A 22,170-nucleotide genomic window follows, 5' to 3' on the forward strand; every position below is an offset into this window, starting at 1 on the left:
ACGCGGGAAGGGCCGTGCCGGTCGCCCGGCACGGCCCTTCCTCATGTGCTGTTCATCTGTCAGATGTCGACGACCCGGTAGCCGATGACGTACACGCCGCCGGAGCCCTCGACGGTGCGCCACTGGGTCTCGGCGCCGACCTCGCTGCCGGTGACGAGCGTGGCGCCCAGCTTGTCGTCGCCGCCGAAGGTGTCGAGGTCCCAGAGGGTCAGGGTGCGGGCCTGCTCCTTGCCGAGGACGAGGGCGGCGTTGCCGTTGCCGTCCGCCATGGAGCGGACGTAACCGCTGCCCATCGTCTGGTACTTGATGCCGTTGCCGGGCCACACCTTGACGGCGTTGCCGTTGGCGTCGGTGATCTTGAGGTAGGCCTCGTCGTGGTCGCCCTCGCTGTTCTGCTGGCAGTGCAGCTCGACCAGCTCGATCCTCACGTAGTCGATCGGCTCGGCGTGCGCGGTGCCGGCGAAGGCGCCGAGGCTGCCGAGTCCGAGCAGGGCGGTGGCGGCGATTCGGACGGCTCGGTTCTTGCGCATGTGGTCCCCCCACACATCGGGTCACGCGTGTGACGTGGTGTCCGGTCCGCCTTCCCCGGCGGTCCCGGTGTGCCTTTTCCCCCGGCACGACACCCACTGTGCCCGGCGGGCCCGCCTCTGCTCTACGCGCGTTCCACTGGGCGGAACAGCCCCTGAAGCAGCGCGGCTAGAGCACGAGTGCGGCCGGCGGGACCGGTCTTCGCTGTCCGCTCCGGGCGAGCGCGCGCGTGATCGCGGCGCCCGCCCCGGCGACTGCCTGGGCGAGCGCGTCGAGTCCGCGGCCCGCCGGGACCATGGCGGCGAGCGCGGCGATCGTACGGCCGTCCGGGGCGCGGACCGGCAGCGAGGCGCAGCACACCCCCTCCATCACGTCCTCCCGGTCGAGCACCGGGCCACCCCTGAGCGGTCCTCGCAGCGCTTTGCCGGCGGCGGTGTCGAGGCGGAAGGTGATGCCGTCCCGTACGGGGAGCAGCGGCTCCAGGTCGCCCGGCACGGAGCTCACCGTGATCGCCATGTCCTCGCGCATGACGGTGAGGACGACGCTGGCGCCGGTGACGGCCCGGAGGCGCTGGAGCGGCAGCCGGGCGGCGGGGCGCAGGCCGGGGTGTGGTTCCCAGGCCTGGCCGAGGCGGTAGAGCTGCGGGCCGACCCGGTAGCGGTTGCCCGTGCGTTCGACGGCGCCGACCGCGACCAGCTGGTCGAGCAGCCGGTGGACGCTGCCCTTGGGCACCCCGCAGGCGAGCGCGAGTTCGGTCACGCCGGCCTCGTCGCCGTTCCGGCGCAGGGCGTCGAGGAGCGCGAACGCTCCTTCCAGTACGCCCCGGCCGCGCTCCTGCCGCCCCGGCGCGGCCGGCTCCGCGACGCCGCCCGTTCCGCGTGCCGTTCCGGTGTCCATGAGTCCCCCTGACTCCGTAGGCCCGGCCGTGGCCCCCCGATGGCACGGCTCCGGGCGCACGTCCCACGATGCCGCAGACCGGACGATTCGGTGAAAGGGTTGCGCGACCGGTCGTGTCGCGGCGTGTCGGTCGTAGGCGTCCAGGATTTGTCGACTCGTCACGTCCCGTCCGGTGTGGGGCCCCGGCAGGGCCGCCGTCCGTACCTAAGCTCTGCGTCCATGAACCACCTCCCGCCCCGCGCGCCCCGGCCCTGGATCCGCCGGCGCTTCGGTTACGGCCCGGCGGTGCTCGCCGCGGCCCTGGTCCTCGCCGCTCCGCCCACGCTGACCGCCGAGCCGGCCGCGTACGCACCCCACCCCGCGGCGCCGCGGCACGCGCCGGCGGGCCCGCCCGCGGCGCGCCACTGGATCCGCGCGGCCGGGGCTCCGCTCACGGTGTTCGCCCACCGGGGCGCGTCGTCGGCGGCGCCCGAGAACACGCTGGTCTCCGACGAGGTGGCCCGGCGGGGCGGGGCCACGTGGATCGAGAACGACGTCCAGCCCAGCAACGACGGCGTGCCGTACATCCTGCACGACGGGACCGTCGACCGGACGACCGACGGGACGGGCACGCTCCGCTCCCTGACCTCCGCCCAGGTGGACGCCCTCGACGCCGGCTCCTGGTTCGCCCCCGTCTTCGCCGGTACGCGCGTCCCGACGCTGGCCGCCCAGCTGGCGGACCTCCGGACGCGCGGCGGCAACCTGCTCCTGGAGATCAAGGGCCGGCAGACCGTGGCCGAGATCGCCCGGATCGTGGGGGAGGTCCGTGACCAGGGCATGACCGACCGGGTCTTCGTGCAGAGCTTCGACGTCACGTCCCTGCAGCGCGCCCACGCGCTGGCGCCCGAGCTGCCGCTGGGTCTGCTGCGCGACAGCCTGGACGCCGATCCGGTCGCCGTCGCCGGGGACCTGCACCTGGCCGCGTACAACGTCTCGGACAAGGGGCTCTCCGTGCGTCCGGCCGCCGTCGACGAGCTGCACGCGGCGGGTGTGGCCGTGAACGTGTGGACGGTCAACGGTCCGGCGCGCTGGAAGGTCCTGGACGAGCTGGGCGTGGACGGTGTCATCACGGACCGTCCCACGGAACTCACGGGCTGGATCGCCGGCCGCCGGTCGTGAGGTCCGCGGGGGCGGTCAGGCCCGGACATCCCTCCGCCCGGTCAGGCCGTCCCCGTCAGTTCGTCGAGCAGTCCCGGGTTCACCACCCGGAGGATCGTCGCGATGTCCCCGGGGTCGGCCGCCGGCCACAGGACGGCCCTGGCGGCGCGGTACTTGGCGGCGAGCCGCTCGCGTTGCGCGGGCGGCAGGGCGGCGGCGCGGTCCGGGCGGCTGTTGTGCGCATTGTCGGCGATCTTCACGAGGGTGGCGTCGGGGTCCTCGGTGATGCGCCGGAGCATCTCCTCGTAGGACGTGTCCGGGTGGTGGGTGACGGCTTCGACGAGGGCGACGACCCTGTCGGGGATCCCGGCGGCTCGCAGCCTCCGGGCCGTCCACCCGGTGTCCTCGATGACGTCGTGCAGCAGTCCGGCCATGGCGAGGTGCGGGCCGAGCGGCTCCAGTCCCGCGGCGACGGCTCGGACGTGGGCCACGTAGGGGGCGCCGGTCTTGTCGACCTGCCCCGCGTGCGCGCGGTCGGCCAGTGCGTCCACTTCGGCGAGCGTCTTCATGGGCCCCATCATCCCTGCCACACGCTGTTCACACGGAATCGGGAATGACGGTCCCGTGGCCGCCGGTTGCCGGGTGCATGACTCTTGGAGTGACGCTCGGTTCGACCTCCCGGCAGCTCCCGATCGACGACACGGTGCGGCTGGCGCGGGAGGCGTACGACGCCGGTCTGCACTCGGCGTGGTTCGGCCAGTCCTTCGCGTACGACTCGCCCTCGCTCGCCGCGATCGTCGGGCGCGAGGTGCCCGGCCTGCACGTGGGGACCTCCGCGATCCCCGTCTTCGGCCGCCATCCGCTGCTCGTCTCCAGCCAGGCGCAGACCGCCCAGGCCGCCACGGGCGGCCGCTACCACCTGGGGCTCGCCCTCGGCACCCGGCATCTGACGGAGACCGGGTTCGGTCTTCGGTACGAGCGGCCGATCGGGCTGCTCAGGGAGTTCCTCACCGCTCTGCGGCCGCTCCTGGAGACGGGTGAGGCGGACTTCCACGGGGAGCTGCTGACCGCGACGACGCCGTACTCGGCGGCCGTTCCCGGGGCGCGGCCGCCGGTGCCGGTGCTCGTCGCCGCGATGGGCCCGCAGGCGCTGCGGGTCAGCGGTGAACTGGCCGACGGCATCCTGCCGTTCCTCGCGGGCCCGCGTGCGCTGGCCGAGCACGTCGTCCCGGCGGTGACCGCCGCCGCGGAGGCGGCGGGCCGGCCCGCGCCCCGGGTCGTCGCCCTCGTGCCGGGGGTGGTGACGGCGGACGCCGAGGGCGTACGGCGGAAGGCGGCGGAGGCTCTGGCGCTCTACGAGCGGATCCCCTCGTACCAGCGCGCGATCGAGCTCTCGGGCGCCGACGGGGCGGCCGGTCTTGCGGTGATCGGTGACGAGGAGACGGTCGCCGCCGAGGTGCGGCGTTATCGCGAGGCGGGGGCGACGGAGGTGGTGTTCACCGCGACGGACCTGGGCGGCGAGGACGACCGCCGCCGCACCTGGAAGCTGCTGGGCGAGCTGTCGCGCGGCTGAGCCGGCCGGCCGGCATCGCGTTCCGGCGTCCCGGCCGGTGGGAAGCCGGCGGGAAGCGGGTAGGAAGCCGCCCGGGACGGGCGGCCGGCCCGTGCCTGGCGCGAAAGGGGAGCAGCATGCGGGACGAGGGTTCCGGGCGGAAGCCGCTGTCGGCGGCGGAACTGTTCGACGATCTGGGCATGTCGTACGAGCGGGCCTTCGGGCGTCTGCCGGAGCAGTCGGCGGCGGTGGACTGGCTCACGGAGCGCCTGGGCGCGGGAGCCCGGGTCCTCGACGTCGGCAGCGGCACCGGGCGGCCGGTCGCCGACCGCCTGGTGCGGGCCGGGTGCGCGGTGACGGGCATCGACGTGTCCGGGGAGATGATCGGGCTGGCCCGCGCGCAGGTGCCGGGGGCCACGTTCGAGCAGGTGGACGTCCGTGACTACGACGCTCCGCCGGAGGGCTTCGACGCCGTGTGCGCCTTCTTCCCGCTGCTGATGATGAGCCGGGCGGAGGCGTCCGCCGCCCTGGAGCGGATGGCCGGCTGGCTGGTGCCAGGGGGCTATCTGGTGTCCGCCACGGTGCCGGCGGACGTGGACGGGGTGGAGATCGAGTTCATGGGCCGGCCGGTCAGGGTCTCCAGCTTCCCGGTCGATGAGTACGTGCGGACGCTGCGGGAGGACTGTGGCCTCGACGTCCTCCGGCACGAGGTGTCGGTCTTCCGGCCGGACGACGAGCGCGCGGTCCCGGAGGAGCATCTGTTCTGCTTCGCGCGGCGTCCCGACCGGGCCGGCGGCGGGGGCGTCTGAGCCCGGCCCGTGCGGGTGGTCCGCCGTTCGGGCGATCGTCTCGGAATGCGGAAGAGAAGAAGGTCACAGTCGTACGCCCTCCTGCACCTTTGTGGATCTCCCCTAGCATCCGAGCCATGACGGTCCTGCCTGATGACGGGCTCTCCCTGGCGTCCGAATTCCCAGACGCGCCACACGAACAGTGGCAACACCTCGTGGCGGGTGTCCTGCGCAAGTCGGGCAAGGAGGTCTCCGGCGCCGCCGCCGAGGACGTCCTGTCCACCCTGCTGGAGGACGGCCTCGGCACCCGCCCGCTGTACACCGCGCGCGACGCCGCGCCCGACCCCGGCCTCCCCGGCTTCGCGCCCTTCGTGCGCGGCGGGCGGCCCGAGGGCAACACGGCCGGCGGCTGGGACGTGCGCCAGCGCCACGTGACGGCCGACGGCGAGGCCGTCCTCGCCGACCTGGAGAACGGCGTCACGTCCCTCTGGCTCGGCGTCGGCGGCTCCGGCATCCCGGTGGCCTCGCTCGACGGTGTCCTGAACGGCGTCTACCTCGACCTCGCGCCCGTCGTCCTCGACGCGGGCGACGAGACGGAGGCGGCAGCCGAGCGGCTGTTCCGGCTGTACGAGGAGCGGGGCGTCGCCCCGGAGGCGGCCCGGGGCAACCTGGGCGCCGACCCCCTGGGCCACGAGGCCCGCACCGGCCGCCCGGCGTACACCCTGGCGTCCGTGGCCGGTCTCGCGCGCCGCTGCGCCGACGGCTACCCGGGGCTGCGGGCCCTGACCGTGGACGCCCTGCCGTACCACGAGGCCGGCGGTTCGGCCGCGCAGGAGCTGGGCTGCTCGCTCGCGACCGGTGTCGCGTACCTGCGCGGTCTGACCGAGGCCGGTCTGAGCGTCACGGAGGCGTGCGGGCAGCTGGAGTTCCGCTACGCGGCCACCGCCGACCAGTTCCTCACGATCGCCAAGCTGCGCGCCGCGCGCCGCCTGTGGGCCCGCGTCGCCGAGGCCTGCGGCGCCCCGGAGGCGGGCGCCCAGCGCCAGCACGCGGTGACCTCGCCGGTGATGATGACGCGCCGCGACCCCTGGGTGAACATGCTGCGCACCACCATCGCGACGCTCGCCGCCGGCGTCGGCGGCGCCGACAGCGTCACCGTGCTGCCCTTCGACGACGCCCTGGGCCTGCCGGACGCGTTCGCCCGCCGCATCGCCCGCAACACCTCCACCGTCCTCATCGAGGAGTCCCACCTGTCCCGGGTGATCGACCCGGCGGGCGGCTCCTGGTACGTGGAGCGGCTCACCGACGAACTCGCCCACGCCGCCTGGGACTTCTTCCAGACCATCGAGCGGGAGGGCGGCCAGGAGACGGCGCTGCGCTCCGGCACGATCGGCGCGCGGCTCGCCGAGACCTGGGCCGCGCGCAGCAAGAAGCTCGCCACCCGCCGCGAACCCATCACCGGCGTCAGCGAGTTCCCGCACCTCACGGAGAAGCCCGTCGACCGCGCCCCGGCGCCCGAGCCGCCCTCCGGGGGCCTCCCCCGCGTCCGGCGCGACGAGGCGTACGAGGAGCTGCGCGCCCGCTCCGACGCCCACCTGGCGGCGACCGGCGCCCGGCCCCGCGTCTACCTGGCCGCGCTCGGCCCTGCGGCCGCGCACTCGGCCCGGCTCACCTTCGCCGCCAACCTGTTCCAGGCGGGCGGCATCGAGGCCGTCACCGAGGGCACGTTCGAGGAGAGCGGCGCCCGCGAGGCCTGCCTCTGCTCCAGCGACGCGCTGTACGAGGAGCGGGCCGAGACCGCCGCCGGGGAGCTGCGCGCGGCCGGGGCCGAGCACGTCCTCCTCGCGGGGCGCCCCGGGTCGTACGCCGGTGTCGACACGTACGTCTTCGCCGGCTGCGACGCCGTCGCCCTGCTCTCCACGACCCTCGACCGCATGGGAGTGTCCTGATGTCCATCCCCGATTTCTCCGGGATCGAGCTCGGGGCACAGGCCGCCGCCGGCGGGCCCGACGAGTGGCGCTCGGCCGTCAAGAAGGCGGCGGGCGGTGACGACCTGCTGTGGGAGACCCCGGAGGGCATCGCCGTCCAGCCGCTCTACACGGGGCAGGACCTGGAGGGCCTGGACTTCCTGGACACCCGCCCGGGCATGGCGCCGTACCTGCGCGGCCCGTACCCGACGATGTACGTCAACCAGCCCTGGACGATCCGGCAGTACGCGGGCTTCTCAACTGCCGAGGAGTCGAACGCCTTCTACCGGCGCAACCTCGCCGCCGGCCAGAAGGGCCTGTCGGTCGCCTTCGACCTGCCGACCCACCGCGGCTACGACAGCGACCACCCGCGCGTCACCGGTGACGTCGGCATGGCCGGTGTGGCCATCGACTCGATCTACGACATGCGTCAGCTGTTCGACGGCATCCCGCTCGACAGGATGACGGTGTCGATGACGATGAACGGCGCCGTGCTGCCGGTCCTCGCGCTGTACATCGTGGCCGCCGAGGAGCAGGGCGTACCGCCCGAGAAGCTGGCCGGGACCATCCAGAACGACATCCTCAAGGAGTTCATGGTCCGCAACACGTACATCTATCCGCCCGGTCCCTCGATGCGGATCATCTCCGACATCTTCGCGTACACCTCGCAGCGGATGCCGCGCTACAACTCCATCTCCATCTCCGGCTACCACATCCAGGAGGCGGGCGCGACGGCCGACCTGGAGCTGGCGTACACGCTCGCGGACGGTGTGGAGTACATCCGCGCGGGCCGCGAGGCCGGGCTCGACGTGGACGCGTTCGCGCCGCGCCTGTCGTTCTTCTGGGCGATCGGCATGAACTTCTTCATGGAGATCGCCAAGCTGCGCGCGGCGCGGCTGCTGTGGGCGAAGCTGGTGAAGCAGTTCGATCCGCAGAACGCCAAGTCGCTGTCGCTGCGGACGCATTCGCAGACCTCGGGCTGGTCGCTGACCGCGCAGGACGTGTTCAACAACGTCACGCGGACGTGCGTGGAGGCGATGGCGGCGACCCAGGGCCACACCCAGTCGCTGCACACCAACGCCCTCGACGAGGCGCTCGCGCTGCCCACCGACTTCTCCGCGCGCATCGCCCGGAACACGCAGCTGCTCCTCCAGCAGGAGTCGGGCACCTGCCGGACGATCGACCCGTGGGGCGGCAGCGCGTACGTCGAGAAGCTGACGTACGACCTGGCCCGGCGCGCCTGGCAGCACATCCAGGAGGTCGAGCAGGCCGGCGGCATGGCCAAGGCCATCGACGCGGGCATCCCCAAGCTGCGCGTGGAGGAGGCGGCGGCCCGCACCCAGGCCCGTATCGACTCCGGCCGGCAGCCGGTGATCGGCGTCAACAAGTACCGGGTGGCGACCGACGAGCAGATCGACGTCCTCAAGGTCGACAACTCCTCCGTCCGCGCCCAGCAGATCGCCAAGCTGAAGCGGCTGCGCGAGGAGCGCGACGAGACCGCCTGCCGGGACGCGCTCGACGCGCTCACCCGGGCCGCCGGCGGCGACGGCAACCTCCTGGAGCTGGCCGTGCGGGCGGCCCGAGCGATGGCCACCGTCGGCGAGATCTCCGACGCCCTGGAGAAGGTGTACGGACGGCACGCGGGCCAGATCCGTACGATCTCGGGTGTGTACCGCAACGAAGCAGGCGAGTCCCCCTCCGTGGAGCGCACCCGGGCCCTGGTCGACGCCTTCGGCGAGGCCGAGGGGCGCCGGCCGCGCATCCTGGTCGCCAAGATGGGCCAGGACGGGCACGACCGCGGCCAGAAGGTGATCGCCACCGCCTTCGCCGACCTGGGCTTCGACGTGGACGTCGGCCCGCTGTTCCAGACCCCGGCCGAGGTGGCGCGGCAGGCCGTCGAGGCGGACGTGCACATCGTCGGGGTCTCGTCGCTGGCCGCGGGGCACCTCACCCTCGTGCCGGCGCTCCGCGAGGAGCTGGCGGCGGAGGGCCGCGAGGACATCATGATCGTGGTCGGCGGGGTGATCCCCCCGCAGGACGTGGCGACGCTCCTGGAGATGGGTGCGGCGGCCGTGTTCCCGCCGGGGACGGTGATCCCGGACGCGGCCCACGACCTGGTGACCCGGCTCGGGGCCGACCTCGGGCACGACCTGTGATCGGTCTCGACACGTACGTGAAGGGTGTGCTCGACGGGAAGCGGGCGGTGATCGCCCGCGCGATCACCCTCGTCGAGTCCACCCGTCCCCAGCACCGGGCCCTCGCGCAGGAGCTGCTCACCGAGCTCCTGCCGCACAGCGGCAAGGCCGTGCGGATCGGGATCAGCGGGGTGCCCGGGGTCGGCAAGTCGACCTTCATCGACGCGTTCGGCACGATGCTGACCGGGCTCGGCCACCGGGTGGCCGTGCTCGCCGTCGACCCGTCGTCGACCCGTACGGGCGGCTCGATCCTCGGCGACAAGACCCGGATGGAGCGGCTCGCCGTCGACCCGGCGGCCTTCGTCCGCCCCTCCCCCAGCGCCGGCACGCTCGGCGGGGTCGCGAAGGCGACCCGCGAGTCGATGGTCGTGATGGAGGCCGCGGGCTACGACGTGGTGCTCGTGGAGACGGTCGGCGTCGGGCAGTCGGAGACCGCCGTCGCGAACATGGTCGACTCGTTCCTGCTGCTCACCCTGGCCCGGACGGGCGATCAGCTCCAGGGCATCAAGAAGGGCGTACTGGAGCTGGCCGACGTGGTCGCGGTCAACAAGGCGGACGGCCCGCACGAGCGCGACGCCCGCGCCGCCGCGCGTGAACTGGCGGGCGCGCTGCGGCTGATGCACGGCGCCGACGCGATCTGGACGCCGCCGGTCCTCAGCTGCAGCGCCCGGGAGTCGGCGGGCCTCGACGAGGTCTGGGAGCGGCTGCGGCAGCACCGCGCGCTCCTCGATTCGACCGGCCGTCTCACGGCCAAGCGTCAGGACCAGCAGGTCGACTGGACCTGGACCATGGTCCGCGACGAGCTGCTCCGGCGGTTGAGCGCCGACCCGGCGGTCCAGGACGTCACGCCCTCCCTGGAGCGGCGGGTCAGGGACGGCGAGCTGACGGCGACCCTGGCCGCCGAGGAGATCCTCAGGACCTTCGGGGAGCGGCGGGACTGAGGCGGCGGGCCGAGGGCTGTGCCGGAGGACGCCTGGAGAAGGGCGCCTGAACGGGTTTCCCGTCAGGCGCCCTTCTCCGGTCCCGGGCTCAGGCGTCCTTCTCCATGCCCGGACGCAGCCGCGCGAGCAGGGCGTACAGGGTGGCACTGTCCTCCGCGCCGAGGGTGTCGAGGGCGCCGTGGGTGGCCTGCATCTCCTCGCGGACCCGCCGGATGACCTCACGGCCCTCGTCGGTCGCCACGACGTTCTTCACGCGCCGGTCGGAGGCGTCGGCCTCGCGGCGCACGAGACCGCGTCCCTCCAGGCGGTCCACGATCCCGGTGACGTTCGAGGCGTCGCAGACCAGCAGGGTGGCGAGGGCACGCATCGGCAGCGGGCCGTTCAGCTGGGCGAGGACCTTGGCCTGCGTGGACGTCAGCCCGTGGTGGGCGGCGGCCGCGGCGAAGTCGCGCCACTGGGCCGTGCCGATGGCGGCGAGGAGCTCAAGCAGCTGGAGCTTGGTGGGCGTCTCGGGGGTCGTCGCGGTCATGCTGCGAGCGTACTCACGATCCTTGACATTATCAATTGTTTACTTAAGCACCTCAAGCAATTACTTGACCCTCTCAAGCATCGGGCCTACCGTCGTCGTATTACTTGATGACATCAACGATCGACGACCTGAAGCACCGAGAAGGCCCCCACACATGAGTCAGACCACCCCGCCCGCCACCGATCCCCGGCGCGAGACGCTCATCGTCTTCGCGCTGAGTCTCGCCGCCATGGTCGTGTCGATGATGCAGACCCTGCCGGTCCCGATCCTCGGCCTCATCCGCGCCGACCTGGGCACCTCGGTCGCGAACGTCAGCTGGGTCACCACCGCCACGCTGCTCTCCGCGGCCGTCTTCACCCCGCTGCTCGGCCGCTTCGGCGACCAGCACGGCAAGAAGCCCACCCTGGTCGCCGTCCTCGGCGTCATGGTCGCCGGCTCCGTCGTCGCGGCCCTGGCGACCTCGCTCCCCCTGCTGATCCTCGGCCGCGTCCTCCAGGGCGCCGCCACCGCGATCTTCCCGCTGGCCCTGTCCGTCCTGCGCGAGGAGGTCCGCCCGCAGAAGCTGCCCGGCGCGATGTCCCTCGTCAGCGGCACCCTCGCCTTCGGCAGCGGCCTCGCGCTCGTCGCCACCGGCCTGCTCACCTCCGGCTCCGACGCCGACTACCGCAGCGCCTTCTGGATGGCCACCGGCTTCGCCGCGATCGCCCTGCTCGCCGTCGTGCTCCTGGTCCCCGCGACCCGCCACAAGACCGGCGGCCGCACCGACTTCCTCGGCGCGCTCACCCTCGGCGCCACCCTGCTGCTGCTCCTGCTGCCGATCTCGCAGGGCCACGAGTGGGGCTGGACCTCCGGCCGCACCCTCGGCAGCTTCGCCGGCGCGGCCGTCATGACCGTCGTCTGGGTCCTCACCGAGCTCAAGGTCCGCGAACCCCTCGTCGACATGCGCATGTTCGTGCACCGTCCGGTGCTCATGGCCAACCTGGCCGGCATCCTGGTCGGCTTCGGCATGTTCGCGAACTTCCTGGGCGTCTCGTACCTCGTCCAGATGCCCGAGGCCCTCACCGGCTACGGCTTCGGCGCGTCCATCCTCCGCGCCTCCGTGGAGTTCCTGCTGCCCGGCGCGATCGTCTCGCTGCTCGCCTCCCCGATCGGCGGCCGGCTCGTCCGCCACCGCGGCCCGCGCACGGCGCTGACCCTGGCCGCCGCCCTCGGCGCCGTGGGCTTCGCCTGGCTCGCGATCGACCACGGCCACACGGCCTCGGTGATCGGTGCCGGCGTGATCGTCGGCGCGGCCGTCAGCTTCGGGTACGCGGCCATGCCCGCCGTCATCATGGCGAGCGTCCCGCACCACCAGAGCGGCATCGCCAACGGCATCAACTCCATCTCCCGCTCCACCGGCAGCGCGATCGGCAGCGCCGTGGTCACCACGATCCTGGCCTCGAAGACGATCGAGCACCTGCCCGCCGGAGTCCCGGCCCTGCCCGCCGAGTCCGGCTTCACCCTCACCTTCGGAATCGGCGCCGCCGCCTTCGCCCTCGTCGCGGTCATCGCCCGCCTCGGCCTGCGGGCCGGCCAGGCGCCCCGTACGGAACGGGTGAGCGCCCCGGCCACCGAGACCCCCGTGAAGGAGAAGGCCCCGGCCGCATGACGCGAGGGGCGGGTCCGCCGATGGACGGACCCGCCCCCTCGGTCGTGGGCCGGGACGTCAGACGCGGTCGGCCGCGATCAGGACGTACTGGAACGAGCCGTCCTTGTACGACTCGATGAACGCCTCCTCGATGCCGGTGACCAGCGAGGACGTGGCCCGCAGCTCCCAGTAGGGCAGGGTGTCCGGCGTCAGGTCGATGACGGCCTGCGGCACGAGCCGGTTGTCGGCCATCGCGCGCAGGTACTCACGGCGGGAGTGGATGTTGCACTCGAAGTGCGCGTTGATCTGGGAGACCCACTTCGAGGGCTGGCCGTACTTCGGGTTCCAGCAGCCGGTGATGGTCACATAGCGGCCGCCGACCTTCAGGAAGCGCGAGTGCTCGGCGAAGAGGTCGTCCAGGTCGACGTACATGCTCGACTCGTTGTTCCACGAGGCGGCGATGCTGCCCTTCTCGAAGGGGGTGTCGAGCATGTTGCAGACCTGGGCGCGGACGTGGTCCTGGATGCCCAGTTCCCTGGCGCGCCTGTTGGCGAACTCGGCCTGCGCGGAGGAGAGGGTGACACCCTCGACCTTGCATCCGAAGCGCTGGTGGGCCATGACGCTCGAACCGCCGCGGCCGCAGCCGGCGTCGACGAGGGTGTCCTCGCCGGTGATCGCACCCAGGTGGTCCAGGAGGACCTCGGTCTGCGCCGACTCGAGCCGGTGCAGCTCGGCGATCAGCTTCTTCTCGTACTCGCTGTCCTCGATGTCCCCGAGGGCGTCGTGGTCGACGGCGCCGATGCCGTAGTGGTGGTGGTACAGCCCGTCGACGTCACCCAGGCGCAGGTTCACGGGCCTGGCCTCGGCGTTCCAGTACCGGGCGATGTCTCCCTGGTACGGCGTCGCCGGGCCGGGAACGAACGCGGAGGTGCCGTGGACGGTGGGGAGCTCGGTGTGGGTCACAGATGACATCCGTTCTTACCAGAAATCGGGCAGGCTGTAGCGGTAGGTGTTGGTCTGGTGCCAGTAGTGGTTGCCGTCGACCCACACGGCCACTCCCCGCAGGAAGCGGAGGACGCTCGGGACGGGGCAGGCGTCGGCCAGCTCGGCGGACGCGGCCTCGAAGTCGCGCATGAGGTCGTTGTGGACCTCGACCGCCTTCAGGTAGGCGTCCCTCTCCGAGAGGGACTCCCGCTCGGCGAGCACCACGGGCAGGTTCATGTGCCGGCCGGGGCTGGCGAGTTCCTTGGTGTACGAGTACAGGTCGTTGACGATGGTGCTGGCGTTGCCCGCGAGCGCGAGGACCCGTTGCATGGCCGGCTGGGCGTGCAGGTCGGCGGGGAGTTCGTAGCCGCCGACGGTGTCGGTGATGGTGGGGCAGGGGCGGAAGTTGTTGAACTGACGCATCACGAGGTACTCCCAGACCTCCGGCACGTGGTTCGTCTCGTCCCACGCGGCCTCGGCGAGGTAGCCCAGGTGCAGCCGCGCCATGTCGTGCCGGAACCGGTCGGCCTGGGAGGGGGTCGCCTGCCGGACGAAGTACTCCATGGCGGAGCGGTAGGCGCGCCGGGGCGCGTCCGCGTGGAGCGACTTCGCCCACTCCGGCTGGTACTCGGCGGTCGAGTGCAGCGGGTCCAGGGCGGTGTGGGCGAGGAGGAGACGTCCGCCCAGACCGATGGGCGAGCCGCCGAGGTCCTCGCAGTAGCAGTCGTCCACGGCGTTCTCGGCGACCATCAGCCGGGTGGCGACCATGAGGTGGTCGACGGTCGGGGCGTCGGGGTGGCAGGCCACCATGTAGCGCCCGACGTGGAACCCGTCGAAGTCGCCCTCCCAGTCGTCGGGGAAGAGCTGCACCTCGTCGACGGCCCAGGACTTGATGCGGCGGCTGACCTCCGCCACGCGCACCGGGTCGGGCTCGGGCACCGGGTGCCAGTAGAGGCCGGGGATGATCAGGGCGTCCGCCGGAGGCGCGGGGGCCGCGGGAGGCTCCCTGTGCGGTCCCGCCGCCGGAAGCTCCGCGCGCGGGGCCAGGGAGAGGCCGGCCGTGCCGAGACCGGTGGGCCCGCGCGGGACCCACGCCGCCCCCTCCCCACCCTGAACGGGCGGTTGTACGCCCCCGGTTGCGGCCGCCGCGACCGGGGAGGCGCCGAACGGCGCGGAGGGCGGGGCCGATCGGTCGGCGCCGGGCTCGGCGACGGGGGCTTCGGTACCGGTTCCGGCGGGCGGCCCGGCCGGGGCCACGGCCCGGACCTGGGCGGCGGTGGCCAGCGGGGGGTGTCCGAGGGCGAGGGCCTCGGCACGGGCCGCCGCGGCGGCGAGGACGTCGGCCCCGAAGTGGGCGGCGGCGTCGGGCAGGCTGGACTGCAGAGGGGAAAGCCCGGGATCGGGCATCCGTGACTCCTTGGAGAGGGCGGGTGGGCCGTCCCGGATTCCGGGCACGCCGGCCCGGCCCGGGTGGTCCGGGTGGTGATGGCCTGCGGGGGGGGGAGCCCCGGGCACGTCCTAGTCGCGCCTGCGCGCGATCTGCACGTTCTCCAGAACGCCGAGCGCGTTCGGGACGAGGACGGCGGCGGAGTAGTACGTCGTGACGAGGTACGACATGATCGCCTGCTCGTCGATCCCCATGAACCGCACGGACAGGCCCGGCTCGTACTCCTCGGGCAGACCGGTCTGGCGCAGACCGATGACGCCCTGGTTGTCCTCGCCGAGACGCATGGCGAGGATCGAGCTGGTGTTCTCCTTGCTGATGGGGATCTTGTTGCAGGGGAGGATCGGGACCCCGCGCCAGGCCGGGACCTGGTGCCCGTCGAGCTCGACGGTGTCCGGGTAGAGCCCGGCGCGGTTCCACTCGCGTCCGATCGCGGCGATCGTCCGGGGGTGGGCGAGGAAGAGCTTGGTGCTCCGGCGGCGGCAGAGCAGCTCGTCCAGGTCGTCCGGGGTGGGCGGGCCGGAGTGCGGCTGGATCCGCTGCTTGAAGTCGGCGTTGGGGAGCAGGCCGAACTCCGGGTTGTTGATCAGCTCGTACTCCTGGCGCTCGCGCAGCGCCTCGACGGTGAGCCTGAGCTGCTCCTCCGTCTGGTTCATCGGCCCGTTGTAGAGGTCCGCGACGCGGGTGTGGACCTTCAGGACGGTCTGGGCGACGGAGAGTTCGTACTCGCGCGGGTTGAGCTCGTAGTCGACGAAGGCGCCGGGGATCTCGGCCTCGCCCTTGTGGCCGGCCGACATCGCGATCTCGGCCTCGCCGTGCTTGTTCTGCCGCTGGAGGGGCAGCGAGCCGAACTCCTGGATGTGGGCCTGGAGGCTCGGTGCCGAGGCGAGGATGTTCGCGAAGTCGGCGCGGGAGAGGGTGAGCAGGGTGCCGGAGGTCTCGGCGGTCGCGGTGTAGTCCCAGCCGGCGTCGGCGTCCAGCAGGGCGTTCTCACCGAACCGGTCGCCGTCGGCGAGAACCGCGACCGCGACCTCGTCGCCGTACTTGCCGACGGATGTCTGGCTGACGCGGCCGTGGGCGATCAGGTGGATCTTCTCGGCGGGCGTACCGCGCTGGACGAGCACCTCGCCGGCCTGGAAGTCGCGCTGGACGCAGCGCTCGGCGAGGGCGTTCAGCACGTCGATGTCGTCGAAGCCCCGCAGCAGGGCCAGTTCGCCGAGTTCGCGCGGGATCACGCGGACGCGGGAGCCGTCCTGCACGAACTCGACGCGTCCGTCGCCGACGGTGTACGTCAGCCGGCGGTTCACCCGGTAGGCGCCGCCCTTGGTCTCCACCCAGGGAAGCATCCGCAGCAGCCAGCGGGAGCTGATCTCCTGCATCTGCGGGGCGGACTTGGTGGTGGTGGCGAGGTTGCGGGCGGCCGTGGTGCTGAGACTGGACTGCCGGGGCGGCGCCGGCTGGACGTCCGGGTGATCGTCAACGGTCATCGGGCGGGCTCTCTTTCGCACAGGCGGATTCCGGCGCGCGGGCGCGCTGAAATCCGGTGAAAGAAGACGAGGGGGGGCGAAGATCCGGGAATCCGTCCAGATCCCGGGGAACAGTAACGGCCGTCGAGCCCGCCTCACCCTTGGACTCCGGGGGCATTACCTCCATGCAGTGATCTTGCTTGAACGATGTTTATCCCGGCGATCAGCAGGGTTCCGGCCACTCACTCGCGAGTCGGCCAACGGCGCGCGACGGGCCGGCCGGTTCGTGCGCCCGTTCGGCCCCCCGGTCCGGGGGGCCGGGGGGCCGGGGGCGCATGGCTCGTCCGTGCGTGTGAAGTGTCGGCCTTCCTCTGCGTCGTGTTGACCAGGGGTCAGCGCTTCAGCTGGGCATCCAGCCACTCGACGACCTCGGGCGTCACCTGGTCCGTGAGGTCGGCGAACTCCTCGTGCTTCTTGAGGAACTTCGCCACGTAGGGGCAGACGGGGACGATGCGCATCCCGGAGGCGCGCACGTCGGTGAGGGCCTGCTCGACGAGGATCGCGGCCAGGCCCTGTCCGGCGTAGGCGTCGTCGATCTCGGTGTGGAAGAACACCCTCCGGTCGTCGCGGTCGCGGTACGCGGTCAGGCCGGCGCGCTTCTCGTCGACGAGGATCTCGTACCGGTGCCGGGGGTCCACGCGCCGGACCACCGGGTGGGTGGTGGTGGTCTGCTCGGTCATGGGAGTGCCTTTCGTGGGGTGGGAGGAGGTGCGGGGGAACGGGGCTTCGGCGGGCCGGGCGTTCTGGCGCGGGGCGATCAGGACGTCGGCCGGGGCTGGGGCGGGGAGCCGGTAGCCCGGGTAGCCCTCGACCGCGCGGCCGCGCTGACTGCGGCTCGACGACGTCCTCGTGGCCGCGGCCGGTGAAGTTCCACCACAACCCCCGTGGAAACCGCATCATCACAGGTCAGCACCCTTTGCGCCAGGCAGCGGTCGGCAGGAGGCCGGCATCGGCGCCTGGGGTCGTGTCGGCCCTGTGGTCGGGCAAGCCAAGTGGCCTGGTCACGGGTAGTGCCGTGGTGCCGTACAGTTGGGGCTACCGACGCGGGGTGGAGCAGCTCGGTAGCTCGCTGGGCTCATAACCCAGAGGTCGCAGGTTCAAATCCTGTCCCCGCTACTGAAGTGTCATGAGGCCCGGATCCTGTGGATCGGGCCTCATGCGTGCGCCTGCACCTCAGGCTGTCCGCCCGGTTCTCGCGGGGGCTTTCGCCGTGCGGTGCAGGGAGCGAGGGCTTCTCAGGACACGATGAGGGCCCGGGTTCCGCCGGGGTGGGCGGCGGTTACGGTCGCCGGTCACGACTCGTCGCTCTCAGCGCGGGCGTGCGGGATCAGTCGTGATCCGGCGGTATCCAGCTCGGACTTTCGCGGCCGGTACGGCCGAGCCTACGGCTTCGGGCGGTCGGCCGAGGCTTGGCGGGTGTCCGCCCCGGAGCTGACGTGCCGCTGGGTCTCCTGCGGACCGTGCCAGTCCAGACACATCACGGTGGCATCGTCCTCCAGGCGGTCGCCGGCTGCGTCCCGTACCGCCGACGTCATCGCCAGAGCGGTCTCGCGGGGGTGCAGGTTCCGGGTGCGTTCCAGGAGGCCGGGCAGATCGACCTTCTCTCCGTGGCGCTCGAGCATGCCGTCGGTGAACATGAGCAGTCGGTCGCCGGGGCGCAGGTCGACGTCCTGAGCGCGGTACGGGTGGGGCATGGGCACGGACAGTCCGAAGGGATGGTCCACCTCGCAGGTGATCGCCTTCGCGACCCCCTGGCGCAGTCGCAGTGGCCAGGGGTGACCGGCGTTGACGAGCTGGGCCCGCCCGGTGCGGAGGTTGATGCGCAGCAGCTGCCCCGTGGCGTGGCCCTGGCCGTGGTCGGCCAGGGCCTGGTCCGCCAGATGAGCCTGCTCCACCAGGCCGGCCCCTGCGCGACGGGCTCCCCGCAAGGCGCCGACCAGCACGGTGGCGGCCAGGGCCGCGTCGATGTCGTGCCCCATGGGGTCGGTCACGGACACGTGCAGGGTGTCGCGGTCCAGGATGTAGTCGAAGGTGTCGCCGCTGAGGTCTTCGGAGGGCTCGAGGCTCCCGCACAGGGTGAACTGGGCCGCTTCGCACGACAGGGCCGGGGGAAGCAACTGGTACTGGATCTCCGCGGCCAGCGTGGGCGGCCTGGAGCGCTTGCCCCAGGTGTAGAGGTCGGTGAAGCGACCGTTGGCGATCACGACGTAGGCCAGGACGTGCGCGGCCTCCCCGACCGCGGTGAGGGTGTCCTCGCCGGGTCCGGCCGGCAGAAGGAGTTCCAGGAGCCCGATCGCGTCCCCTCGGTTGGTGACGGGCGCGATCACGCGGTGTCCGCGGTGGGTCGCCTCCTGGTACAGCCGCTGGGTACGGATCACATGTTCGTACACGCTGCCGAACAGTGGAATGCGTTCCGCTCTCCGGCCGCTCTCCCCCACCGCGGTGGTGGACAGCCGGGCCACCGCCTTCCCCGTCAGGTCCACGATGAGGAAGGAGACCTCGACGGCCTCGAACCGCCGTCGCAGATCCCGCGCGACGACGTCGACGGCGTCCACCGGCGCGGCCGTCTCCGCTGCGGTCAGAAGCCGAGGAAGCTCCCTCTGCCCTTCACTCACGGCCACGGTCCCTTCGACGAGCCCGCCCTGCGCCGACGCGGTGATCCGCCAGGGTGAGCGCCACAGCCAGGCCCTTCACCTAGACATCATCCACCCGGAGAGAGCCGACCACAGGTCTGCCGCGTCGCGCCGTAGCACGGCGCGGCAGGTTACCGGCGTGTAAGGCCCCGGCCGGACGCCGATGCAGCTCTGGCGACGGGCGCACGCGCCTCGACCAGCGCCTTCCGGCTCAGGTCACCTCGGCATCGCCGAGCCCCCGGTCCGTTCGTTCCGCAGTGTCAACCACAGCGTGAGTGCGTTCCGGGGACACGCGGATCGGGGTGCGCAGAGCAGCGGCGCGTCTGGAGTCCGGTGCCCCCGGTTTCGCCGACGGGGTGGTGACGGATCAGGCGAGGGAGATGTTCTCCGCCTGGGGGCCCTTCTGGCCCTGGGTGACGTCGAACGTCACGGCCTGGCCCTCCTGGAGCTCACGGAAGCCCGAGGAGTTGATCGCCGAGTAGTGGGCGAAGACGTCCGGGCGGCCGCCGTCCTGGGCGATGAAGCCGAAGCCCTTCTCCGCGTTGAACCACTTCACAGTTCCCGTAGCCATGTCTCATGCCTTCCAGTCGATGGACGCCGCCCACACGGTGTGGGAGGCGGAGGTGATCGCCCTGGTTCCTGCGGCACAGCACAGCAAAACGCCCACGCCGAAAGCGTGGGCAAAGGGAACGTCCGAACCACGACAGCTAACGGGGACGGTACACGCCCGCACACCCCGTCACCAGAAGGGCTCCTCCAAGTGGGAACGGTCCGCCGAGGGACGGCGGGGGGCGCACCGTCACAGGCCGCGGCCCGCGGGTCGGACCTCTGCCCCCGTAAACAAGGTCAGCCACATGCGCACCCGGGCGTTCCTCATCCCCTCCATCGACTCGACAGAGAAAGACCCAGGTCAGCCGAGCGCCGGGTTCTTGCGCGGGGCGATCCGGGCATTGGGGAGGGCGGGGGCGGGGAGGCGGTCGCCGGGGTAGCCGTCGACCTCGCCGAAGCGGTCGGAGGCCTTCTCCCACTCCTCACGGGCCTCGACGATGTCCTCGTGGCTGCGGCCGATGAAGTTCCACCACATGACGATCTCCTCCTCGAACGGGGTCCCGCCGAGGAGGACGGCGCGGGCGGGGGCGTCCGACTCGTTGGTGAGGGTCAGCTCCTCGGCGCCGGTGCCGGCGTATCCCAGCTCGGCCGGGCGCAGGAGCGTTCCGGCCAGGCGGACCTCTCCGCTGTCGACGAGCAGGCCGTGCTCGAAGGCGGCGTCCGTGCGGAGGGTGACGGTCGCGCCCGGGTCCAGGAGGAGTTCGGCGCCGAGCAGCGGGGTGAAGGTCGGGACCGGGGAGGCCGAGCCGGCGAGGGAGCCGAGGAACACCCTGAGGTCCGCGCCGTCGACGCGGACCGTCTCCGGGGCGTAGTGCTGGAAGTTCCGGGCGGTGTCGCGGTGTTCCCCGGGGAGTGCCACCCAGAGCTGCACGCCGTGCAGGGTGGTGGTGCGGGCGGTGGACACCTCGGTGTGGCTGATGCCGTGGCCGCCGGTCATGAGGCTCAGCTCGCCGGGGCGTACGTACGCGTGGCTGCCCAGGCTGTCGCGGTGCTCGATCTCGCCGCTGAACAGCCAGCTCACGGTCTGCAGTCCGATGTGCGGGTGGGGTGCGACGTCCATGCCGCCGGATTCGGAGACGTCGTCGGGACCGTAGTGGTCGGCGAAGCACCAGGCCCCGATCAGCGTCCGGGCCCGCTGGGGGAGCGTCCGCCGTACGGTCATCGCGCGCGGCCCGCCCAGGGGGACGTCCCGTGCCGTCAGGACCTCGATCTCCGCGATATCCATGCCGACCCCTCCGAAATTAGTTCCATTTTCAACAATCATGGATCATGATAGCTCCTGCGACGGTGACGCGCACCGTCCGGTGACGCGGCCACGAAGGCCCGGAGGGAGCGCACGGTGAGCGACACGGCAGGAGCCCCGGCGGACAGGCGGATCCACCTCGACAAGCAGAGCCCCGACGCGTACCACGCACTGCTGCGGACGGCCAAGGCCGTGCGCGCGACGGCCGACGAGGCGGGGCTCGACCGCATCCTGGTGGAGCTCGTCAACGTGCGTGTGTCCCAGATCAACGGCTGCGCGTCCTGCCTCGACGCGCACACCGGGGCCGCCCTGCGCTCCGGCGAGACGCCCCGCCGCCTCGGCGTGCTCGCCGCCTGGCGCGACACCGAGCTCTTCACGGATCGGGAGCGCGCGGCCCTCGCCCTGGCGGAGGCCACCACCGCCCCCGCCGACGCCCTCGCGCAGGAACGCGCCTACGCCACGGCCCGCCGGTCGCTGAGCGACGACGAGATCTCGGCGGTCATCTGGGTGGCGATCACGATCAACGCCTTCAACCGGGTCTCGATCCTGAGCAAGCACCCCGTACGGGAGACGCCCGCCGCGTCCTGACCCCGCCGGCGGAACCGGCGAAGGTCCGGCGCCACCCGGGCACCGGACCTTCGAGAGGAACGCGGCGGCGGATCGAGGAGATACGCCGTGTCGAGGTCGCACCCTCACGACGGGCCGGGCTGCCGCGGGCCGCGGTCCTCCCCCGCCTCAGCGCCCGAACGGGAATCCCGGCGCCTCCGGCCGGCTCAAGGGGTCGTACGTACGGGGAAGCTGAAGGTGTGTCCGCTCTCCTTGAGCCACGGCAGCACCTGGCGCAGGGCCGCGACGGTCTGGCCGCGGTCACCGCCGCCGTCGTGGAAGAGGATCGTGGGCCCGTTGGACAGCTCGTTCTTGACGGTGTTGACGATCGAGGCCGTGCCCGGCTGCTCGAAGTCCTTCGTGTCCACGTTCCAGCCGAGCGGCCGCATCCCCGCCGCGGCGGCGAGCCGCCGGCTGTCCGGGGTGAACGCGCCGCCCGGCGCCCGGTAGTACTCGACCTTCGCTCCCCCGGCGGCGTCCTCGATCATCTTCCTCGCTTCGAGGATCTGCTGCTTCTGGTACGCGACGGGCTTCTTGTCCATCGTCGTGTCGTGGGACACGGTGTGGTCGCAGAGCCGATGGCCCTCGGCGACGACCCTCCTGACGAGGTCGGGGTGTTGGCGGGCCTGCGGGCCGACCATGCAGAACACGGCCTTGACGCCGTTCTGCTTGAGGATGTCCAGCATCTGGGGCGTCCACCGCGGGTCCGGCCCGTCGTCGATGGTGATGTTCACCGCCGATCCCCCCGCCTCCGCGGCGTGCGCGATGCTCTCGGGCACCTTCTGCGGCCGCACCTCGGCCGGCTCCCCCGGCTTGCCGGCGGGCGCCTGCGAGCTGGGCGCGTCGCCCATCTTCGCGGCGGCCTCACTGTCCATCAGCGCCGCGGCACCCCACACCGCCAGACTCAGCCCCACCGCCGAAGCCACCACGGCTATGTGCGCGGTGTACTTGCCCTGCCCCATGG

Annotated in this window: 20 protein-coding genes and 1 tRNA gene; 9 read left to right on the forward strand and 12 right to left on the reverse strand. The window is 72.3% G+C overall.

Annotated elements, in window-relative coordinates; translation table 11 throughout:
* Nucleotides 1-59: 59 nt before the first annotated feature.
* Nucleotides 60-530 carry a hypothetical protein gene (locus ACZ51I_RS08615; RefSeq protein WP_468872774.1) on the reverse strand — a complete coding sequence of 157 codons (471 nt, stop codon included), beginning with the start codon at nucleotides 528-530 and terminating at the stop codon, nucleotides 60-62.
* Between the two features lie 166 nt (nucleotides 531-696).
* Nucleotides 697-1,425 carry an IclR family transcriptional regulator gene (locus ACZ51I_RS08620; protein WP_468872776.1) on the reverse strand — a complete coding sequence of 243 codons (729 nt, stop codon included), beginning with the start codon at nucleotides 1,423-1,425 and terminating at the stop codon, nucleotides 697-699.
* 219 nt (nucleotides 1,426-1,644) lie between these two features.
* On the opposite strand from ACZ51I_RS08620, the gene ACZ51I_RS08625 reads away from it, so the two are divergent.
* Nucleotides 1,645-2,583, forward strand: coding sequence for a glycerophosphodiester phosphodiesterase (locus tag ACZ51I_RS08625; RefSeq protein ID WP_468872778.1), 939 nt, complete (start codon nucleotides 1,645-1,647; stop codon nucleotides 2,581-2,583).
* Nucleotides 2,584-2,624: 41 nt separating this feature from the next.
* Here the strand turns inward: ACZ51I_RS08625 and ACZ51I_RS08630 are convergent, their stop codons facing one another.
* On the reverse strand, nucleotides 2,625-3,131 hold the full coding sequence (locus ACZ51I_RS08630; RefSeq protein WP_468872780.1) for an HD domain-containing protein: 507 nt from the start codon (nucleotides 3,129-3,131) through the stop codon (nucleotides 2,625-2,627).
* Nucleotides 3,132-3,208: 77 nt separating this feature from the next.
* Here ACZ51I_RS08630 and ACZ51I_RS08635 point away from each other — a divergent pair, with 77 nt between their 5' ends.
* The 5 genes from ACZ51I_RS08635 (at nucleotide 3,209) to meaB (ending at nucleotide 10,005) form a co-directional block, all read left to right on the forward strand.
* Nucleotides 3,209-4,135 (forward strand): TIGR03564 family F420-dependent LLM class oxidoreductase, encoded by a 927-nt coding sequence (locus ACZ51I_RS08635; RefSeq protein ID WP_468872782.1) that lies wholly within the window; start codon nucleotides 3,209-3,211, stop codon nucleotides 4,133-4,135.
* A gap of 116 nt (nucleotides 4,136-4,251) precedes the next feature.
* The gene (locus ACZ51I_RS08640; protein WP_468872784.1) at nucleotides 4,252-4,923 is read left to right on the forward strand and encodes a class I SAM-dependent methyltransferase; all 672 of its coding nucleotides are present in this window, start codon (nucleotides 4,252-4,254) and stop codon (nucleotides 4,921-4,923) included.
* A gap of 116 nt (nucleotides 4,924-5,039) precedes the next feature.
* Nucleotides 5,040-6,851: a methylmalonyl-CoA mutase family protein gene (locus ACZ51I_RS08645; protein ID WP_468872786.1), complete on the forward strand. Its 1,812-nt coding sequence runs from the start codon at nucleotides 5,040-5,042 to the stop codon at nucleotides 6,849-6,851.
* The gene (gene scpA / locus ACZ51I_RS08650) at nucleotides 6,851-9,025 is read left to right on the forward strand and encodes a methylmalonyl-CoA mutase (RefSeq protein ID WP_468872788.1); all 2,175 of its coding nucleotides are present in this window, start codon (nucleotides 6,851-6,853) and stop codon (nucleotides 9,023-9,025) included. Before ACZ51I_RS08645 ends, scpA begins: the two co-directional genes overlap by 1 nt.
* Nucleotides 9,022-10,005, forward strand: a complete 984-nt coding sequence (gene meaB / locus ACZ51I_RS08655) for a methylmalonyl Co-A mutase-associated GTPase MeaB (RefSeq protein WP_468872791.1) — start codon at nucleotides 9,022-9,024, stop codon at nucleotides 10,003-10,005. Before scpA ends, meaB begins: the two co-directional genes overlap by 4 nt.
* Nucleotides 10,006-10,093: 88 nt before the next feature.
* On the opposite strand, the gene ACZ51I_RS08660 is transcribed toward meaB, so the two are convergent.
* Nucleotides 10,094-10,534: a MarR family winged helix-turn-helix transcriptional regulator gene (locus tag ACZ51I_RS08660; RefSeq protein WP_468872793.1), complete on the reverse strand. Its 441-nt coding sequence runs from the start codon at nucleotides 10,532-10,534 to the stop codon at nucleotides 10,094-10,096.
* Between the two features lie 154 nt (nucleotides 10,535-10,688).
* Here ACZ51I_RS08660 and ACZ51I_RS08665 point away from each other — a divergent pair, with 154 nt between their 5' ends.
* Nucleotides 10,689-12,182, forward strand: a complete 1,494-nt coding sequence (locus tag ACZ51I_RS08665) for an MFS transporter (RefSeq protein ID WP_468872796.1) — start codon at nucleotides 10,689-10,691, stop codon at nucleotides 12,180-12,182.
* A gap of 57 nt (nucleotides 12,183-12,239) precedes the next feature.
* On the opposite strand, the gene ACZ51I_RS08670 is transcribed toward ACZ51I_RS08665, so the two are convergent.
* The 4 genes from ACZ51I_RS08670 to ACZ51I_RS08685 form a co-directional block, all read right to left on the reverse strand.
* Nucleotides 12,240-13,133 (reverse strand): geranyl diphosphate 2-C-methyltransferase, encoded by an 894-nt coding sequence (locus ACZ51I_RS08670; protein ID WP_468872798.1) that lies wholly within the window; start codon nucleotides 13,131-13,133, stop codon nucleotides 12,240-12,242.
* A gap of 6 nt (nucleotides 13,134-13,139) precedes the next feature.
* Nucleotides 13,140-14,552 carry a family 2 encapsulin nanocompartment cargo protein terpene cyclase gene (locus ACZ51I_RS08675; RefSeq protein ID WP_468872800.1) on the reverse strand — a complete coding sequence of 471 codons (1,413 nt, stop codon included), beginning with the start codon at nucleotides 14,550-14,552 and terminating at the stop codon, nucleotides 13,140-13,142.
* A gap of 111 nt (nucleotides 14,553-14,663) precedes the next feature.
* Nucleotides 14,664-16,076, reverse strand: coding sequence for a family 2B encapsulin nanocompartment shell protein (locus ACZ51I_RS08680; RefSeq protein WP_468872802.1), 1,413 nt, complete (start codon nucleotides 16,074-16,076; stop codon nucleotides 14,664-14,666).
* A 371-nt stretch (nucleotides 16,077-16,447) separates the two neighbouring features.
* Nucleotides 16,448-16,795, reverse strand: coding sequence for a GNAT family N-acetyltransferase (locus tag ACZ51I_RS08685; protein WP_468872804.1), 348 nt, complete (start codon nucleotides 16,793-16,795; stop codon nucleotides 16,448-16,450).
* 362 nt (nucleotides 16,796-17,157) lie between these two features.
* Between ACZ51I_RS08685 and ACZ51I_RS08690 the strand changes: the two genes are divergently transcribed.
* Nucleotides 17,158-17,231, forward strand: a tRNA-Met gene (locus tag ACZ51I_RS08690).
* 266 nt (nucleotides 17,232-17,497) lie between these two features.
* Here ACZ51I_RS08690 and ACZ51I_RS08695 read toward each other — a convergent pair.
* The 3 genes from ACZ51I_RS08695 to ACZ51I_RS08705 all read right to left on the reverse strand — a co-directional run bounded on the left by ACZ51I_RS08695 (nucleotide 17,498) and on the right by ACZ51I_RS08705 (nucleotide 20,582).
* Complete coding sequence (locus tag ACZ51I_RS08695; protein ID WP_468872806.1) at nucleotides 17,498-18,730, reverse strand: PP2C family protein-serine/threonine phosphatase; 1,233 nt, start codon at nucleotides 18,728-18,730, stop codon at nucleotides 17,498-17,500.
* A gap of 385 nt (nucleotides 18,731-19,115) precedes the next feature.
* Entirely contained in the window at nucleotides 19,116-19,319 is a 204-nt protein-coding gene (locus ACZ51I_RS08700) for a cold-shock protein (RefSeq protein ID WP_468872808.1), read from the reverse strand.
* Nucleotides 19,320-19,658: 339 nt separating this feature from the next.
* Nucleotides 19,659-20,582 carry a pirin family protein gene (locus ACZ51I_RS08705; protein ID WP_468872810.1) on the reverse strand — a complete coding sequence of 308 codons (924 nt, stop codon included), beginning with the start codon at nucleotides 20,580-20,582 and terminating at the stop codon, nucleotides 19,659-19,661.
* A 114-nt stretch (nucleotides 20,583-20,696) separates the two neighbouring features.
* Between ACZ51I_RS08705 and ACZ51I_RS08710 the strand changes: the two genes are divergently transcribed.
* Nucleotides 20,697-21,188: a carboxymuconolactone decarboxylase family protein gene (locus ACZ51I_RS08710; protein ID WP_468872813.1), complete on the forward strand. Its 492-nt coding sequence runs from the start codon at nucleotides 20,697-20,699 to the stop codon at nucleotides 21,186-21,188.
* A gap of 185 nt (nucleotides 21,189-21,373) precedes the next feature.
* Here ACZ51I_RS08710 and ACZ51I_RS08715 read toward each other — a convergent pair whose 3' ends face one another.
* Nucleotides 21,374-22,168 (reverse strand): polysaccharide deacetylase family protein, encoded by a 795-nt coding sequence (locus ACZ51I_RS08715; RefSeq protein ID WP_468872816.1) that lies wholly within the window; start codon nucleotides 22,166-22,168, stop codon nucleotides 21,374-21,376.
* Between the last annotated feature and the right edge of the window lie 2 nt (nucleotides 22,169-22,170).

This window comes from Streptomyces sp. NPDC034084 (assembly GCF_055575535.1).

What these genes read in the sequence shown, in the direction of transcription:
- ACZ51I_RS08615 (WP_468872774.1), bottom strand. Translation starts at nt 530, where the DNA reads ATGCGCAAGAACCGAGCCGTCCGAATCGCCGCCACCGCCCTGCTCGGA.
- ACZ51I_RS08620 (WP_468872776.1), bottom strand. Translation starts at nt 1,425, where the DNA reads ATGGACACCGGAACGGCACGCGGAACGGGCGGCGTCGCGGAGCCGGCC.
- ACZ51I_RS08625 (WP_468872778.1), top strand. Translation starts at nt 1,645, where the DNA reads ATGAACCACCTCCCGCCCCGCGCGCCCCGGCCCTGGATCCGCCGGCGC.
- ACZ51I_RS08630 (WP_468872780.1), bottom strand. Translation starts at nt 3,131, where the DNA reads ATGAAGACGCTCGCCGAAGTGGACGCACTGGCCGACCGCGCGCACGCG.
- ACZ51I_RS08635 (WP_468872782.1), top strand. Translation starts at nt 3,209, where the DNA reads ATGACTCTTGGAGTGACGCTCGGTTCGACCTCCCGGCAGCTCCCGATC.
- ACZ51I_RS08640 (WP_468872784.1), top strand. Translation starts at nt 4,252, where the DNA reads ATGCGGGACGAGGGTTCCGGGCGGAAGCCGCTGTCGGCGGCGGAACTG.
- ACZ51I_RS08645 (WP_468872786.1), top strand. Translation starts at nt 5,040, where the DNA reads ATGACGGTCCTGCCTGATGACGGGCTCTCCCTGGCGTCCGAATTCCCA.
- scpA (WP_468872788.1), top strand. Translation starts at nt 6,851, where the DNA reads ATGTCCATCCCCGATTTCTCCGGGATCGAGCTCGGGGCACAGGCCGCC.
- ACZ51I_RS08660 (WP_468872793.1), bottom strand. Translation starts at nt 10,534, where the DNA reads ATGACCGCGACGACCCCCGAGACGCCCACCAAGCTCCAGCTGCTTGAG.
- ACZ51I_RS08665 (WP_468872796.1), top strand. Translation starts at nt 10,689, where the DNA reads ATGAGTCAGACCACCCCGCCCGCCACCGATCCCCGGCGCGAGACGCTC.
- ACZ51I_RS08670 (WP_468872798.1), bottom strand. Translation starts at nt 13,133, where the DNA reads ATGTCATCTGTGACCCACACCGAGCTCCCCACCGTCCACGGCACCTCC.
- ACZ51I_RS08675 (WP_468872800.1), bottom strand. Translation starts at nt 14,552, where the DNA reads ATGCCCGATCCCGGGCTTTCCCCTCTGCAGTCCAGCCTGCCCGACGCC.
- ACZ51I_RS08680 (WP_468872802.1), bottom strand. Translation starts at nt 16,076, where the DNA reads ATGACCGTTGACGATCACCCGGACGTCCAGCCGGCGCCGCCCCGGCAG.
- ACZ51I_RS08685 (WP_468872804.1), bottom strand. Translation starts at nt 16,795, where the DNA reads ATGACCGAGCAGACCACCACCACCCACCCGGTGGTCCGGCGCGTGGAC.
- ACZ51I_RS08700 (WP_468872808.1), bottom strand. Translation starts at nt 19,319, where the DNA reads ATGGCTACGGGAACTGTGAAGTGGTTCAACGCGGAGAAGGGCTTCGGC.
- ACZ51I_RS08705 (WP_468872810.1), bottom strand. Translation starts at nt 20,582, where the DNA reads ATGGATATCGCGGAGATCGAGGTCCTGACGGCACGGGACGTCCCCCTG.
- ACZ51I_RS08715 (WP_468872816.1), bottom strand. Translation starts at nt 22,168, where the DNA reads ATGGGGCAGGGCAAGTACACCGCGCACATAGCCGTGGTGGCTTCGGCG.